General features: G+C 43.5%; 16 protein-coding genes. 11 read left to right on the top strand and 5 right to left on the bottom strand.

Features of this window, described 5'->3' with window-relative positions; all coding sequences use genetic code 11:
- The first annotated feature begins 29 nt into the window (after window positions 1-29).
- On the top strand, window positions 30-695 hold the full coding sequence (locus tag A9957_RS08115) for a thiamine pyrophosphate-binding protein (RefSeq protein ID WP_292343833.1): 666 nt from the start codon (window positions 30-32) through the stop codon (window positions 693-695).
- A gap of 3 nt (window positions 696-698) precedes the next feature.
- The gene (locus A9957_RS08110) at window positions 699-1742 is read left to right on the top strand and encodes a thiamine pyrophosphate-binding protein (RefSeq protein WP_394328857.1); all 1044 of its coding nucleotides are present in this window, start codon (window positions 699-701) and stop codon (window positions 1740-1742) included.
- A 24-nt stretch (window positions 1743-1766) separates the two neighbouring features.
- Here A9957_RS08110 and A9957_RS08105 read toward each other — a convergent pair whose 3' ends face one another.
- Entirely contained in the window at window positions 1767-2321 is a 555-nt protein-coding gene (locus tag A9957_RS08105) for a signal peptidase I (RefSeq protein ID WP_292343829.1), read from the bottom strand.
- A gap of 140 nt (window positions 2322-2461) precedes the next feature.
- Between A9957_RS08105 and A9957_RS08100 the strand changes: the two genes are divergently transcribed.
- The 7 genes from A9957_RS08100 (at window position 2462) to A9957_RS08070 (ending at window position 10186) form a co-directional block, all read left to right on the top strand.
- Window positions 2462-3919: a DNA-directed DNA polymerase II small subunit gene (locus A9957_RS08100; protein WP_096712872.1), complete on the top strand. Its 1458-nt coding sequence runs from the start codon at window positions 2462-2464 to the stop codon at window positions 3917-3919.
- A 39-nt stretch (window positions 3920-3958) separates the two neighbouring features.
- Window positions 3959-4891, top strand: coding sequence for a 4-demethylwyosine synthase TYW1 (twy1, locus tag A9957_RS08095; RefSeq protein WP_292343827.1), 933 nt, complete (start codon window positions 3959-3961; stop codon window positions 4889-4891).
- Between the two features lie 106 nt (window positions 4892-4997).
- Window positions 4998-6245, top strand: a complete 1248-nt coding sequence (prf1, locus tag A9957_RS08090; protein ID WP_096712874.1) for a peptide chain release factor aRF-1 — start codon at window positions 4998-5000, stop codon at window positions 6243-6245.
- A 9-nt stretch (window positions 6246-6254) separates the two neighbouring features.
- Window positions 6255-7958, top strand: coding sequence for an arginine--tRNA ligase (gene argS, locus A9957_RS08085; RefSeq protein WP_292343825.1), 1704 nt, complete (start codon window positions 6255-6257; stop codon window positions 7956-7958).
- Window positions 7959-7963: 5 nt separating this feature from the next.
- Window positions 7964-8233 (top strand): DUF1294 domain-containing protein, encoded by a 270-nt coding sequence (locus tag A9957_RS08080; protein ID WP_292343823.1) that lies wholly within the window; start codon window positions 7964-7966, stop codon window positions 8231-8233.
- A gap of 301 nt (window positions 8234-8534) precedes the next feature.
- Entirely contained in the window at window positions 8535-9638 is a 1104-nt protein-coding gene (locus A9957_RS08075) for a hypothetical protein (RefSeq protein ID WP_096712877.1), read from the top strand.
- A 56-nt stretch (window positions 9639-9694) separates the two neighbouring features.
- Complete coding sequence (locus A9957_RS08070) at window positions 9695-10186, top strand: hypothetical protein (protein WP_128754327.1); 492 nt, start codon at window positions 9695-9697, stop codon at window positions 10184-10186.
- A gap of 513 nt (window positions 10187-10699) precedes the next feature.
- On the opposite strand, the gene mtaA is transcribed toward A9957_RS08070, so the two are convergent.
- Entirely contained in the window at window positions 10700-11719 is a 1020-nt protein-coding gene (gene mtaA / locus A9957_RS08065; RefSeq protein WP_165868978.1) for a methylcobamide:CoM methyltransferase MtaA, read from the bottom strand.
- A gap of 68 nt (window positions 11720-11787) precedes the next feature.
- Between mtaA and A9957_RS08060 the strand changes: the two genes are divergently transcribed.
- Window positions 11788-12810, top strand: a complete 1023-nt coding sequence (locus tag A9957_RS08060; RefSeq protein ID WP_105460765.1) for a methionine synthase — start codon at window positions 11788-11790, stop codon at window positions 12808-12810.
- Here the strand turns inward: A9957_RS08060 and A9957_RS08055 are convergent.
- Window positions 12800-13840 (bottom strand): stage II sporulation protein M, encoded by a 1041-nt coding sequence (locus A9957_RS08055; protein WP_096712665.1) that lies wholly within the window; start codon window positions 13838-13840, stop codon window positions 12800-12802. The genes A9957_RS08060 and A9957_RS08055 overlap by 11 nt on opposite strands.
- 95 nt (window positions 13841-13935) lie before the next feature.
- Here A9957_RS08055 and A9957_RS08050 point away from each other — a divergent pair, with 95 nt between their 5' ends.
- Complete coding sequence (locus tag A9957_RS08050) at window positions 13936-14673, top strand: ATPase domain-containing protein (RefSeq protein WP_292343821.1); 738 nt, start codon at window positions 13936-13938, stop codon at window positions 14671-14673.
- Here the strand turns inward: A9957_RS08050 and A9957_RS08045 are convergent, their stop codons facing one another.
- Entirely contained in the window at window positions 14674-15714 is a 1041-nt protein-coding gene (locus A9957_RS08045; protein WP_292343820.1) for an EF-Tu/IF-2/RF-3 family GTPase, read from the bottom strand.
- A gap of 47 nt (window positions 15715-15761) precedes the next feature.
- The gene (locus A9957_RS08040) at window positions 15762-16925 is read right to left on the bottom strand and encodes an RNA ligase (RefSeq protein ID WP_292343818.1); all 1164 of its coding nucleotides are present in this window, start codon (window positions 16923-16925) and stop codon (window positions 15762-15764) included.
- Between the last annotated feature and the right edge of the window lie 4 nt (window positions 16926-16929).

Here is a 16929-nt window from a genome sequence, read left to right as displayed (position 1 = left end):
GTTTAATTTCTTTCTAGGAAGTGTTGAAAATGAAAGAAATGAACGGGGCAGGGGTTTTAGTCAAAAGCCTAGAAGATCTTGGAATCAAACATATCTTTGGTTATACAGGTGCAGCCATCCTTCCGGTATTCCACGCCCTCCGGAAAAGTAGTATTGAGATTGTTATCAATTCAAACGAACAATCCGCAGCTTTCAGTGCGGCTGGTTATTCAAGGTCGGGAGAAGGTATCGGTGTAGCCATGGTTACTTCAGGTCCAGCTATCACAAATACTCTCACCAGTGTTGCAGATGCCTATGGTGATAGTATCCCCTTGCTTGTGTTTGCCGGTCAGGTACCGGAACATAAGATAGGCACTGATTCTTTCCAGCACATTAACGTGAAGGGTATTTTTGGAGATGCTGCTAAAAAAGTAATCCAGCTTTCAAATGATGAAGATGTTGAATCAATAGTCAAGGATGCCTATTACTTTGCAAAATCTGGAAAACCCGGTCCGGTGGTCATAGACTTCCCCCTTGACAAGCAGCAAAAAATGCATGAATACGGGGCAATAGATGTCACTATATTCGATCAAAGTTATCGTGATGATAGGCATTTGAATGAAGCACAATGCGAGGCATTTTTCCAGCTGCTGGCAAATTCTAAGAAACCCTTGCTTTATCTGGGAGGAGGGCTGAATTCCAGAAAAGCAAGTTAGGCAATAAGACAATTCAATGAGTATTTTAATATACCTTCGGTTAATACTTTGATGGCAAAAGGGGTTGTGGATGAAAGAAATCCCATAAATCTGGGAATGCTGGGGATGTTCGGTACACCTTATGCAAATATGATCATCCAGGAAAATGATTTTTTCTTTGCGATTGGGGTCAGATGGGATGACAGGATTGCAGAAAAGGTAGGTTTTGGGATAGAAGCTGATATAGCCTATATCGATATAAATCCGGAAAAAATGCATCAGATAAAGATTGAACGATTCCCGAAATTTACACTTATAGGGGATGGTGCTACAGCTCTTATGGACCTGCTGGATTATGCAAAAAAACACAATATAAAATTAGAGATTGCTCAGTGGAGACAACGTGCCAGAGAACTTAAAAAATCTTGGCCACTGGATTATAACAGGACATCTGACCGGATACAATCTGCAGAAGTATTGGATATACTATCTGCTTGTATCGATGAAAATGTTAAAATAACAACTGGTGTAGGCAACCATCAGATGCTTGCTGCCCAATATCTGTCCATGCAGGTACCAAACTCTTTCATGACTTCGGGCTCATTTGGCACAATGGGATTTGCTATACCTACTGCTATTGGGGTACACTATGCAAATCCCGATCATAAGATTATTGCAATAGATGGTGATGGTAGTTTCAGAATGAATATGGGGGAATTGCACACTATTGCATCTTTGGGTTTACCTATCAAGATATTGTTACTAAACAACAGAAGTGACGGTATGGTATTGAATCTGCAGGATATTGCATATGCAGGCATACGGACGGGAACTGAAAGACAGAAAGATGTAAATTTTGCAGCAATTGCACAATCCTTTGGTTTCAATTATACGGCACGGATAACTGAAAGAGAAGTACTGGAAGAGACAATAAATACCTTTTTAGAAGCAATGGGCCCCTGTTTTTTGGAAATTCTTACGGACAGGGAAGAAGTACTTTATCCAAAGGTTCCTGCCGGAAGTGCTTATAAAGATATGATCTTGGGGCCATATATAAAGCAGGTGTAACCTGTCTTTTTTTTTAGAGATATATCAGGACAATAGTAACCTGATATGTCCAATATATGGAATCTTGTAACGGGCAACACCGATAATCCATTCTTCTTTTACAGGAGAAAGATAACTGATCTGGCCCTGCTGGTCATAGTAGCTATTTGTTTTTGTATTATCCCCTTTGGTTATGTAACCTTCATGTGGAGCTTCGGGTCCCCCTTCCCACATTGGTTCGCCTTCTTCAACAAAATACATTGCTCTGTGGATTACCGGGGTCACCCCCTTCTGGCCGTAGGGTCGGTATAAGATGACATCTCCCTTTTTTCCAAATGAAATATAGTCCGCAGGTGCATCCCGGAGTGTTTCTATCTGTGTCCTGTCCAGATCTTCGATAAAGATTATGTCTCCCCTGTACATGTGGGGTTCCATACTTCCCGACTCCACTGCAACCATTGGAGTCCATAACCCGAAAAATAGCTGGGAGAGGACGCCGATAAGTGCAAGAATAACCAGTACTGATAAAGCGTCACGGATGATTCCCACCCAAAAATTATCGCGGTTTTTAAAAGTATCAATTATTTCCCTGATATCCATGAATATTTCTCCAAATTGACAAACCAAATTTGTCTGTATCAAGTTAAACTTATTGGTTTATTTCTAGTAGAATAATGTTTACCAAAGTATTGTTATACAGGAAAATTCTTGTAACTACATTATCAATACAGAGGTCTGTAATGCAAGAAATGTCTCTTCTCTCCGATTTGCTTGAAGCAGGCTACCAGGTAAGCCCTCAGGCAGCCGAGCTTATAACTTCTCACAACAATCCTCGTGCTCTTATAAATCACATACTGGGAAGTGTGGATGATTCTGTATTTGTAATAGATGTTGAGGACATTGATTTCACGGGATTTGAAGAAGTAAGGGAAGCAGAGATTCCATGCAAAGAATCTGTTGCAAATACAAATTCTGCAAATCCTATTTCGGTGCTTTGCGATATAACCGATTGTTCCACCTGTGTGGGGGAATACATGGAATTTGTACAGTATTTCCGCAACCGTTACAGCCGGCTGAGTGAGATGATCCGCGGCAGGGTCAATGCCAGACCCATGGAAAGCCTGAAAGGAAACAGACGTGTGCCCGGGGATGAGATTTCCATAATCGGTATGGTATCGGAGATTAAAAATACATCCAATGGTCATCGGCTGGTACGTTTTGAAGACCCTACGGGTTCCTTCCAGGTCCTTTTCAGTATGAATGATAAGGATATTTATGAGCAATCGAACAAACTTGTCCTGGATGATGTGGTGGGAGTAAGTGGCAATCTCACCAATGACGGCAAACTCCTGATAGCCAAAAAACTTGTTTTTCCGGATCTGCCCAATATGGGTTTATCTAAAAACGGTAGCCAGGGAAAAGCTCTTTTCATTTCAGATGTGCATATAGGCAGTAATACCTTCCTGCAGGAGCAATGGGAAGATTTCATGACTTTTGTCAAGAGGCAATCGGAAAACCCGGAGCTTAACAAAATAGCACAGCAATTACGCTATATTGTGGTTGCCGGTGATATTGTAGATGGGGTGGGTATTTATCCAGGACAGGAAGAAGAACTTACCATACCGGATATTTATGATCAGTATGAGGAAGTTGCCCACTATTTTAACCAGATACCTTCTGATATCACAGTAGTTATTGGTCCTGGTAACCATGATGCTGTGCGCCAGGCCGAACCCCAGCCCACATTCCCGGAGCGTATCAGGAAAATGTTTGATCCGAGGATAAAATTCGTGGGCAATCCTGCTCTGGTGGATCTGGATGGTGTACTTGTGCTGATGTACCATGGCCGCTCAATAGATGATTTTGTGGCGAGTATACAGGGACTCTCCTACAGTGAACCGGAAAAAGCAATGCTGGAAATGGTAAAGCGTCGCCATCTATCCCCTACCTATGGCAGCAGGGTTTCTATAGCCCCGGAGAAGACTGACCATTTTGTGATTGATCACATACCCGATATACTGCATTGTGGACATGTCCATACCGTAGGGGTGAAGCAGTACAGGGGGACCCTACTTATCAATTCAGGAACCTGGCAGGACCAGACCGAATTCCAGAAGCGGGTGAATGTGGTACCCGAACCTGCAAGGGTGCCGGTGGTTGATCTTGCCACTTTCCAACCGACCATGCTGCAGTTTTGAACGTGCATTTTATATAATGCCAGTTAAGAGTTAGTCCGGATGGCTTCAGATTTATTACCTGATATTGATACATTAATAAAAAAACAGGGATACAGACTTGCAGGATCCCATTCAGCTGTCAAAACATGTCTGTGGATGAGAAGGGCTGTGCGTGGGGAAGGAGAATGTTATAAAGCCCGTTTTTATGGGATAGATTCCCACAGATGTTTGCAGATGACTCCTACCCTGTGCTGTAACCAGCGTTGCCTGCACTGCTGGAGGCCGGTTGAGCTTGATGTCCCAACTCCCTCAAAATGGGATTCTCCAGTGGAAATAATGGGGTCTTCAATAGAAGGTCAGCGCAACCTCATTTCGGGTTTTGGAGGTTTTGCCTCAAGAGAATTGTGGAAACAGGCCAATGAACCCGCACATGTGGCTATCTCCCTATCCGGTGAACCCACCCTTTATCCTTATCTTGATGAACTGATCGAAGAATTTCGCAGCAGAGGCGTGAGTACCTTTGTGGTAACCAACGGCACTGTTGTTGAAATGGTCAAACGTATTAAACCTTCCCAACTCTACATGAGCCTGGATGCTCCTGACAGGCAGACCTATCTGGAGGTTTGTTCTCCAAAGGACCCCTGCTTGTGGGATAACATAAATGAATCCCTCAGTGTCCTTAAGGATAAAGAATGCAGGACTGCTATTCGTATTACCTTAATCAAGGGTGTGAATATGTTTGATGTGAAAGGTTATGCGGACCTTATCAGAAAGGCACAGCCTGATATTATTGAAGTCAAAGCCTATATGCACCTGGGTTTTTCCAGAAACCGGCTTGAAAGGGATGCCATGCCAGATCATGAAGAAGTCTTTGATTTTGCAAATCAGCTCGGCTATGAATTGGGTTATGAAGTTACCGATCAGGTTGAAATAAGTCGTGTTGTCATGCTTTGTCGTGATGGAAAATTTATCGCTTCTAAATTACCCGTTTGACGCACTGTCATAACTTATATTTATAATAATGGCTTATATGGTAAGCCTAGAGCATAGCGAATATCCCGACATTTTGATTAATTTTTGATTATGGAGTATCCTTACAATGGCCGAACAATCTGCTCATGAAAAATATGAATTCAAGAAAAAACTTGAATCCCTCCGAAATAAAAAGGGAAGGGGTACTGAACTCATATCCCTTTACATACCGCCTGACAAACAGCTGTCCGATGTGACCTCACAGCTTAAGACTGAACACAGTCAGGCTTCCAATATAAAATCCAAGGTCACAAGGACCAATGTACAGTCTGCGATTGATTCGCTGCTTTCCCGACTTAAATATCTCAAGATCCCGGAAAACGGTATCGTCTATTTTACCGGAGCTGTGGATGTAGGTGCGGACAAAACGAATATGGAAACCACGATCATAAAACCTCCACAACCTCTTACCATCTACAAGTATCACTGTGATTCTTCCTTTTTCCTCGAACCGCTGGAAGGTATGCTCAAGGAGGCCAAGACCTACGGTTTGCTTGTGCTTGACAGAAGGGAAGCCACAATTGGTTTACTTACAGGTAAACATACCGAATCCTACCGAAATCTTACCTCAACGGTGCCGGGTAAACAGAGAAAAGGTGGTCAGAGTGCTCAGCGTTTCCAGCAGTTGAGGCTCATAGCTATACATGATTTCTACAAGCGTATAGGAGATGCAGCCAGTGAGATCTTCATGACGGTTGATATGAAAGATTTTGAGGGAATATTGCTGGGTGGGCCGTCCCCAACCAAGGAAGAATTCCAATCAGGAGAATTCCTGCATCATGAGCTGCAAAAGAAAATACTGGGCCTCTTTGATGTGGCCTACACCGATGAATCAGGATTGCAGGAACTTGTCAATGCCGCAAGTGAGCGGCTGCAGGACCTGGACCTGATGGTGGAAAAGAACCTGATGCAAAAGTTTTTCAGGGAACTGGTATCTGATTCCGGAAAGGCTGCCTATGGTGAGGAAGTAGTGCGTCAGAACCTGATGATAGGGGCCGTGGAAAAACTGTTGATATCCGAGGATCTGAGGTCTGAAAGAATTAAGGTCAGGTGCACTACCGGGGATTATGAAGACAATATAACCCGGGAAAACCAACCGGATCAGGAAAGTGTAAATGATTTTGGCAACTGTCCCAAATGTGGCTCTTCCCTGGAAGTTGTCGAAAGGATAGATATTGTGGATGAACTCTCGGAACTGAGCGATCAGATGGGAAGTGAGGTGGCTTTCATATCAACTGATTTTGAAGAAGGTGGCCAGCTTCTCAATGCTTTTGGCGGTATTGTTGCGATTTTGCGGTATAATACAGGTATGTAAGGTGATCATTTGTATCTTGAATTTGTTAACCAGGTAGTATCGGTACTGGAAAATGCCGTACAAAGAGCGGGTTTTGAACCGGTGGAGATAGCCCCCGAACCTTCCCAGCACGCAGATCTCTCTTCGAGGGTTGCTTTCAAGCTGGCCGCGGTTGTCAGGAAAAGTCCGGTGGAAGTAGCAAACCAGATCGTGGAAAATGTCCAGCTTCGAAAAAATTGTCTGATCGAAAGTATTGGGACTACCGGCCCCTACATCAATATAAAGGCCAGTAGAACCTATATTGACCGTACCTTTGAGACAGTCAGGAGCAAAAAGGAAGATTTTGGCGGGAATTTTTATTCAGGAAAAATATTGCTGGAACACACCTCTGCCAATCCCAATGGTCCCCTGCATGTGGGCCACATACGCAATTCCATAATAGGTGACACTCTGACCAGGATTCTGAGAAAAACCGGCTATGATGTGGATGCCCAGTATTACGTTAATGATATGGGCAGGCAGATTGCTATAGTCTCCTGGGCCCTGGAACATTTCGAAATGGATCCCGATCTCAAATCGGATCATGCTATTGCCAATGTATATATCAAGGCCAATGCCCGGCTTGAAGATAATCCCCAGCTGGTTGAACACATCGATAATTTGATGCAGCTGGTGGAATCCGGGGATGAGGAGGTCATAAAACGCTTTGATGAAGCCGTGGACCTTGCTGTAAAAGGTATCCGCAGTACCTTACTTCGTATGAATGTCCATCATGATTCTTTTGTTAATGAATCCGGTTTTGTCCGCTCGGGGGAAGTGTCGGATATTGTGGATAAAATCCGAAAAACCGGTCGCACTTATGTGGATGATGGAGCCCTTGTGGTGGATCTTTCCGATTACGGATTTGAAAAAACCCTTGTTGTGCAGCGCAGTGATGGTACTTCCCTTTATACTACAAGGGATCTTGCCTATCATGAATGGAAAGCCAGGCAGGCAGATCGGATAATTGATATTCTGGGAGCGGATCACAAACTTATCTCAGGCCAGCTCAAAGCCACCCTCAACGCTGTCGGCTTAAAGGAGCCTGAAATTGTAATTTTTGAATTTGTATCCCTGCCCGAGGGTTCCATGAGTACCCGGAGGGGTCAGTTCATCACCGCTGATGAATTGCTGGACAAGGTTCAAGCAAGAGCCTTCGAGGAAGTTGAAAAACGCCGCCCAGAAATGTCACCTGAATTTATGGAAGAGGTGGCCGGTATGGTCGGTATCGGTGCTGTCAGGTATGATATAATCAAGGTTTCTCCGGAAAAATCCACGGTGTTTGACTGGAAAGCGGCCCTGGATTTTGAAAAACAGGGTGGGCCCTTTATACAATATTCCCATGCCCGTGCAAGCAGTATCCTCAAAAAGGCTGGTGAGGAAGGATTATGGGATCCTGCGTCAAAACCCAATGCTTCAGTACTGACCGATGAATCCGAGGTTACCCTGATAAAACAAATTGCTTTATTTGATAAAGTATTGAAACAGGCTGCAGACGATCTCAAACCTCACATAATCGCTATTTATGGCAGGGATCTGGCGGATGCTTTCAACCAGTTCTACCGGTTCTCTCCTGTACTGGGTGCCGAAACTGAAGAACTCAGGAATGCCAGATTGGGTCTTGTGGACTGTGCCCGGATAGTGCTGGCCAATGTACTGGATACCCTGGGCATGGGTGCTCCGGAATCAATGTGACACCCATGTCTGTCCTCGAACACCTGATACTGGCCTATATTGGCCTTGCCAGTCTTTTTTCATTTGGGATAATGGGAATTGATAAGAGAAAAGCTGTAAAGGGATCTTACCGCATATCGGAGAACTTCCTTTTCACCTGCGCCTTTGCAGGGGGCAGCGCGGGTATCCTGGCAGGCATGTACATCTTCAGGCATAAGGTTCGCCGCTGGAAGTTCAAACTGGGGATTCCTGTAATCCTTATTCTGGAACTTTATCTTTACCTGAAATTCTTTTAAAATTAAAATCTAGAGGGTCCTTTTGTCAGCTTTCTTAATCTGACATCTCCGCAATATTTTTTGGATAGTAGCATCCAGATCCGGAGAATCACATTATTATGTGTTAGCTCAATGGGTAACACATGTATACATAATACCAGAGTATATATAGGAGTTAGATTATTTTACAATGTGAGGTTCAACTCAACCCACCAGAGAATAGTTGAACCCCTGTATCGCCCGAAGGCATGGTAATATTGGTTTTGAGGGTACTTAAAACTTGCTTGCTTCTGCCTCTTGGGCAAACTAAGAGGTGAATAAAATGCAAAAGAACAACAAACTTGGATTTGGACTGCTGGTCGCAATGTTGCTGGTGAGCATGGCATTTGTGCCGGCTGTGAGTGCTCAAAGTACTGATGAAGCACTAGATGATAAGATAGTACATTCACATCAAGACAAAAAATTTGTGTGTATGGTGCAAAATTTCTCAAACCCAATTTCAATAAAAGAATTAAATGGGACAAGAGAAACAGTAATCAATAATTACAGAAAAGAGAAGGGAACTGCAAACAATTCAATAATATACTCAGTACCCCAAGTTCCGGAAGGAGGGCGCATTGTAGCATACTGTTTTAGAATTAATGATGATGGAACAACAAGTCAATATGTAGGAATTGCTGGTGATGAGAAGTCCGTGTCTAAGATTCGGGAAAGGGCAAAAACGTGGTACAATACTGAAGTCTTGGAATTTGAAAAAGCAGAAACAAATATTGATTCAGAACTCATTTCCAATAACTTAAGCCCAACTTCATCCGAAAGTGGAGCGCAATGGAGTGATCCATGCAGATTCTATGATGATTATTATTTATCTCCCTATGGAGGAGTAACAAATAATTATGAATTATATTGTCTTTACAATGACGGTAGCAGTACAGTAGATTGGTTTGCTATTGTTCAAGAATTTGGACTTGAACCGGGCTATCGTGCATTTGCTCCATCTTCATGGAAAAACGATGTAGGTTATGCTAAACAAGAATGGTGCGATGGTAATTTAGGAAATCCACAATTGTACAGTTATAGGCCAAACGGACCATACACAGGACAAACATCACAAAGTGTAACTATAACCGGAGGATCTGGGGGAGTTTCGGCAGGACTTACTTGGACATATACTCAACCAGATGTATCGACAGAATGCTATAGCAGTACAAATACAGACATTGCTGAATGGAAGATTACGTGTAATAGTGATACTGCTAAGACTTCTACTGTAGGTATGAACCCGGGGAGTACATGTAGTGCAAATCAACATAGTAGTGGAAACTACAAAATACTGGATGTCAAAGGTGTAGGCATATTTAGAGAAAGTTTTCTAAGTTCTAAAATTTTGTCCACTACGTCTTCACCATACATCAGCTATAATTAAGAAAATATTGCTGCCAAAAGGCAGTAATATTTCAATTTTTAGAAATTTGGTGGCACATGGAAAAATTGAATAGGATACTATTATTAATGCTCACAATAGCTTTCCTGTTGTTCTTTTATTATGTGATTCCTGTTGAGGTGGAAGGCGTGGTTGAAACCAAAGCGATTAACGGAAGGATGAGTGGAAATACCGGAGCTACTATTTTGTTGAACAGACAAGTTCCGGGCGAACCCTGGATACTTGTAGAGGATAAAGACTTTGAGCAGTTTTTCTCTCCAGAGGACAGGAATGTCTTCATCAACGATTCATTGCACGAACAGATGGATATGAAATATGTCAGCATTGACTATATTGTTTCCATACAAGTGAGTTCTGATGATCCTGTCAATGATGTAAGAAAAGGGCAAACTTATGCTTACTATGCCAGCAGAGAAGATTTCAATATGGCAGAAATAGGAGATACTGTAAGATACAGGGTTTCAAGGTTTGAAGACTATAGAATTGAAGAAATACTGGAATCGTCCAATCGAAGAGGGATAGTTCGATGATATGGACACAAAATGCTTATAATGCGGATCCTATGGAAGAAGATGTAGATATCAAAAAATATTGGATTTATTTAAATGAAACTTTCAGAGTAGATTTGAACTCCGTATCCCCAAAGGTATGGTAATATTGGCTTTGAGAATACTTAAAGCTTGTCTGATTGTGCCTCTGGAGTAAATTGAGTGGGGATAAAGAAAGAATGAAAACATATGCAGTTAATTTTTTACATATTATTAATATATTTTAAGAAAGATTTGCATATTGGGTTTGAATAAAGATCAAAAGGACTGGTTGATATGGAAAAGACATATAAAATTGTTATAGGCTTTATATTATTACTTCTTGTAGTTTATACTTTCTTTTTGATATTAAATTATAGATAATGCGTATGGTGACAATAATTTATTATATCTTTGAAATGCGCATTCTCTAATTAGCACTGCTAAAAACAAAACCGTCTTTTTATATATCAAAAAATTTTCTATGACACAGATTGTAAATCTTGAAATTATAATTTATTCAAAATTATTCAGATATTTATCTCTTGCCTGTTCCATCGCCCTGATGTTAACAACCGGGGTCTCAGGTGCAAGACCGCAACCCGGAGCCAGTATATCCACCCCCTCCTCCAGGCATTTGAATGCTTCCTCCTCAACTTCTTCTGGTGTACTGTAAAGCAGGGTATTTGTCGTTGATATGTTTCCTATGAGGATGGTCCTTGAGCCGATCTGGGATTTTGCTTCAGCTACACTGACACTTTCCTCAATACTTATTCCCTCAAAACCACAGTTTGCCAGTGAGGAGAGGATGGATGTCGTATTACCGCACATATGCATAACAACCGGTCCTTCAATGGAATGGGTAAGATGCTGATATGACGGTTTGATAAGGGTCTCGAATAACAGACATTCGAGCGTTTCCGGCCCGGCAACCGTATCATCCAGGCAGATCACATCGGCTCCGGCTTCAAAAAGTAATTCTGCATACCCTTCACAAATGCAGGTTGCTTTCCTGATATACATCCTGAAGATATCAGGTTTGAAAAGAGCCCACTTCAGGTAATTCTGTCCTCCTATAAGATGGTAGACCAAAGTAGCCGGGCCTTCCATTCCTGCAATCAGCGGTACATCCGGTGCAAGGTTTTTCAACCTGCGGGTGGTTTCCAGCACCACCGTCACCCTTGCCCTGTCATAAAGATCGGCAGGAATATCGGGAGTTTCCATTTTTTCGGCAAAGGGATGGGATAGCACTTCGGGAGGCTTATTTATGGTTCCCAGGTCAACTTCACATCCGGCCGCTTCGGCAAGGACTGTCAGGCAAAAAGGGTAGCGTATTGCTTCCAGTCCCCCGATAGTATGTGCCGCCATAGAGAGTTCCGCCATCTGAAATGCGCTGGAATGAGCCTGTGGCCAGAACGCTCCGGTAGTTTCCATCAGACCGTTTGTGGCTGTCTGGGTCACCGATAGTACAGGTATTTGTCCTTCTTTTTTTCCGGCTAGAACATTGAGTAAATTTTCTCTAAGTCCAGATTGCATTTTGCTTCCCATTCTCCTACATTGAATATTGCGCAATTGTTATTAATGAAGCTTGCTCATTGGAAAGCATGACTGAACTGATTTTCGATGATATCGGCAGTTTCCCCCTTCAAGGAGGAATAAGTGCAGAGTGGTTAAGAGAAGCAATACCCGCACATGAACCTGCGGCTTTTGATGTCATCAAATCCACATTCCGGCAAAAACTGGATGCCGGTGTGGACGTTGCAACCTATCCTCAGTTTCAGGATATGAATAAGCAATTCCTTTCAGTTCTCAATGATCCTGAATGTATAGAGGGACCCTTTGACGTAAAGACAAGTTGCGCGAAGATTATTGAACTTGAAGCGATTGAAAAAGCTGCAGAAGAGTATCAAGCGGAAACCGGTACAAAACCCGATGTCCGTGTGTGTGTGACCGGGCCACTGGAATTATACTTGCAGGAATTCGGTGGAACTTCTTATGATGATATACTGGAACTCTTTGGACAAAGCATTGACAAATTTGTAACCAATGCCATTGATGAGGCATCCAATTTCAATGTACATACCGTATCCATTGATGAACCCAGTATTGGTATCAACCCGCAGGTCATGTTTGATGATGATGAGATTATAAATGCACTGGAAAAAGCCTCTGCAACCGCTTCCCACAAGGGAGTGGACGTAGAGATCCACCTGCATTCCCCGCTGTACTACGAGCTTGCCTGTCGTACATCAGGTATCAATGTAATTGGTGTGGAATCAGCAGCCAATCCCACCTATCTGGAACTTATTGATAAAAAAGTCCTTGAGGAAACAGATTCTTTCCTCAGGGCCGGTGTGGCACGAACTGATGTTTTCAATCTTGTAGCCACTCTCAATGAAAAATATTCAACCAATGCCTGGCAGAAGCCTGCAATGCTCCAGGAACTGGTAACTAACATGGAAACTCCCTCTATCATCCTCAAGCGTCTGGAACATGCTTATGGAATATTCGGGGATCGGGTCAAATATGTCGGGCCGGATTGTGGCCTGGGTTCCTGGCCGACTCCGGAAATAGCTTCCACCCTGCTTGGTAATGTAGCAGAGGCTCTTGATACTTTCAGGAATTGAGCAATGAGGATACAAAGGGCTCCACGAATGAAAGGGCCCGGGTAATTATGTGGGGTGTAACCTGCGTCTCTATGAAAGCGGTTATCAGAAGCAACAGTACAAATAATAAGTAAATTTTCCAGAATAAGGCAGAAAACAGGATTGTTCCTGTATTCCTCTCTTCTGTTGCTATATCGGCCTGCAGGTTCGCTATATTATCGGAGACGAAAAGATTTTTGTCCCTTACAAGCCGGCAATTGGAATCTGCAATTACATACCCGATAGAAGTACTGGCAAGAATGACTGGAATTTCGATTATCCCATGGGGCAGGATTGCGGATATGAAAAAAGTAATATTATAGACAGCTCCGCCCACAATTCCATTGATTCCGGCCAGCTGGTAGCCCGAAAAAGCTCCGTTGAATAGGTGGAAAGCAAAAAGCATTCCCAGAATGGCCCCGTTGGCGGCTGCTACGAGGAGGGGAACTGAAAATGGGACTATTGCTGCAAGTAGCTGGAAATGATACCTGCTGTAGCCTGTATAATTCCATACTGAATTTTCTGCTGTTTGGGTACTGATGGGCCGGAATCCAAAAAAGCGCTCAGCAGGCCACTCCAGCAACCTGTAGATCGGATAGAGTCCTTTTTCCATTGCAATGGAGATTTTTGCATAATTGTGATGCTGCCTGCGGGATGTGATATCTTTCAACAGGAAGCGGTTGAAATAGACAAAAAGTGCAGTACCTGCCGAAGCGGTAAGGACAGCGAGGCTGTTGAACAGGAAGATTGACCAGGTAATTCCCACGTATCCTGCGCCCCGATGGACTTTTGAGGTTGCTGCGGATGTGGCTCTCTCAATAGTCTCATTTATAGTTACAGGTTCTGCCAGGGTCGTCATAATTGCATAAGTTGCCAGTGCCAGTAGAGCTGTCATTGTGGCTGAATAGATAAATACTTTCAGACACCACAGAAAAGCAGGCCATTTTATCAGGGAATTTGGTTTGGATGACATGTTGCGACCATCTTTGGTAATGTTAACTATAACTTTCATGTACCCTTGAAGTATAATATTAATTTAGTTCAATATAACCTGATGTATGCATTGGATACCTGGAAGTTTTTTGCATATATTATTTGAGGGTAGTGATGAAGGCAGAGACTGGAATTGAAGGGCTTGACGAACTGATAGGAGGAGGCTTGCCACAGGGGAGGGTCTATCTATTGAATGGCTCCCCGGGAAGTGGTAAAAGTACCTTTGGTATGCAGTACCTGACACATGGGGCGTCTTTCGGAGCTGCAGGTCTCTATGTCACCTTGATGCAGAATTCCGAAAATATTATAGCCGATATTTCTACTTACTCCCTCAACCTGCCGGCTTTGCTGAAAATGAAAAAAATATTCTTTACAGATCTGGGCCCGGAGATGGAATATGGGTACATGGATGAATTAAAGGAAGTCATAACCCCAAAATCCGACATGAATCCCTATCCTGTGGAAGGAGAGCCTCCCTCTGCCTCAATTGTTTTCAGGGAAATATCTGCACATGTTGCGGCCAATGATATCAAAAGGGTTGTAGTGGATCCTCTCTCATCCATACGTTTTTCCAATAAGGACGAATGCCTGGAAAAGATGGAAATGGCACGATTTGTGCGCAATCTACAGGCGCTGGGTTGCACAACTCTTCTTATAGACGATCATCCCACTCCTCTAAGTGTATCTTCAGAGCATTTCGCTGCCGACGGTGTGATATTATTCCATAACCCGGCCTCAGATGATGAATATCGCTCTCTCCAGATCATAAAAATGAGAGGTGTGCCTCATCCTATATCCAGACAGGCCTTCCGGTTCGGGGAAAAAGGCATTGAGGTACTCGGCAGAAGATAATTATTCCTTAACGAAGCCGTAACCTGTAAACCGCTGTTTTGCATCCAGATTTGTGATTATGAATCTGTCCTGCTGTCTGTAGGCTATTTCATGGGAGCCGCTTAAGTGAAGTATGCATTGCTGACTGGCATTTACCTGCTCGGCTTCCTTTCCATCAATCTCGATCTTCTCAATACGCATGGGTGATGACTGCAGACCTGTGAAGATATGGGGTACATCGGATATCTTGAGAGGAGAAGCAAAGGAGGAAAGGGTACATTCAAGCACAAGAGATTCAGCAACCTCTTCTTTTTCAGAAATAATGAAACCCCTCTCAATATCCTTTGACTGGACACCCTTAAGGGCAAGGCCGACTCTGGCACCTGCAGGAGCGTTTTTTACATCTTCATCATGCATCTGGATAGACCTGACTTCCAGGGGTTTGTCTGCAGGATAGGCTGTCAGTTTTTCTTTTGCATTCACCGTACCCTGTTCCACAATTCCCAGTACCACACAGCCAATTCCCGTGACATTGAATGACTGGTCAACAGTTATACGGACCGGTTTATCGTTGAGCTTTTCATATTCGGAATTGACCTGCTCGTCAAGTTCAAAGATCTTTTCCTTGATCTCATCCAGACCTTCGAAGGACTCGGTGGACAGGTTTACAAATTCCCAGTTTGCCAGGGTGGTTGGGGACAGGATTTTCTGCAAGTTTTTCTGCAGCTCTTCCTGGGCGTAAGGGTATGAGGTATCCGCTTTGGTGAGTACGACAATCCCGTGCTTGTACTGCATGAGGTCCAGGGCCATGATACATTCCCCTGCAAAGGCATCAGGGCCTTGCGGTGGAATACAGAGCAGGGCTATGTCGGAAAGTTGCAGGGCAGTGACAAGAGGTTTGACGGATTTGGGGTAACCATTGGCATCGATGGTTGTCATCACCACATCGTTCTTGGCATAATCATACATGGTGATATCTGCAGCTGTGCTTTTTTTACCCAGTTTTGCCGCCAGGGAAGTCCTGCCGCTTCCCTCACTTCCGATAATTGCGATTTTAGTCATTGGTACACCTATGCACTAACAGGTGCTTGGTACATAAATGTGTTACTTCACCAGAGGTTGCCTTCCCACATTGCTTCTGTCTTGTCGGTGGTACTCTGGTTGAGTTTTTGCAGGTTAACCATAAGTTCTCCGCCTGAATATCCCACCCGGTCAAAAATAGCATCTATGCCAAGCCGGCGGAAATATTCCTCAAATTCCTGTAGGGTCTGTGGACTCTGAAAACGCAGGGTAACCTCATCATAGAGTTTTTCACCGCTGCCAACCTTTCGGACAGAATCGGCCATAGGAGAGATGATGCTTCTGCCAAGCCTTAAGCATCGTTGATCCATTGTCTCTTCATCCTCATCCCATTCCACGGTCTGGAAACCTTCTCTGACTACTCTGGAATACAGGTAATCCCGTCCCACCTCGTTGTAGAACTTGAAAGCATGTTCAAGATCGGCGCAATTACTCTGAGAGCATGTATATTTGATAGGTGCCAGGTCCATGTCCAAATCCTTGATGACCACTCCTTCATGTCCCATCTCACCCAGTTTTTTTATAATTTGCATAATCTTTTCAGCAGCCTCTTTCCTTGCAAACTCTCCCAGGAAAGGAACCTGCTTGAAACCAAATGAGGCGGCCAGTTCTCTTCTTTGTCTGACCTGCAGGGGTTGTCCAGTCTTTTTGTGGCGTATATCGAAAACAAAAAAATCCAATGTCTGCGTATCGTAGACCTTTTTGGAGACATAAGGATTCTCTGGTCCTGCCATTTCCCCGTGCACTACCAGGTCAGGATATTGTCTGAAAAAGGAGGTGTTTAAAAGATAATTGACCTTTTCTGTGGAATAGGGACAGATATGCCCGCTGCGGGTGAAAGCGATAAGTTTCCCTGCGTTCTCAATCACACGGACATTATAGCCGTTCATCTTTTCTTCGACTATGAGTTTATCAATTTCTGAAAAATGGTTGTTTATGGAAGGCCCAAGCAGCATTGCACGCTGTATTTTTGGGAAGCCCAGGATAAAGTCCAGTTTTCCATCGCTTTTTTGCAGGAGGACACTTCCTCTTTCTATACCTGAGACTGAAGTTTCGAACCTGAAAAAATTTGTGTAATTCCCCCAGTTTCTTGATAGGAGTCCTTTTTCAAGCAGTCTTTCCAGTCTGGAGACTGACAGCCCTAAAAACCGGGCTGTCTTTTCCATATCATCTGGTTTCTCCGAACCTTTCATTCTT

It is taken from the genome of Methanohalophilus sp. DAL1 (genome assembly GCF_001683555.1).
In the GTDB taxonomy this organism is placed as follows: domain Archaea; phylum Halobacteriota; class Methanosarcinia; order Methanosarcinales; family Methanosarcinaceae; genus Methanohalophilus; species Methanohalophilus euhalobius.
The sequence above is the reverse complement of the archived record's forward strand: the minus strand, read 5'-3'. Positions and strand labels throughout refer to the sequence as shown.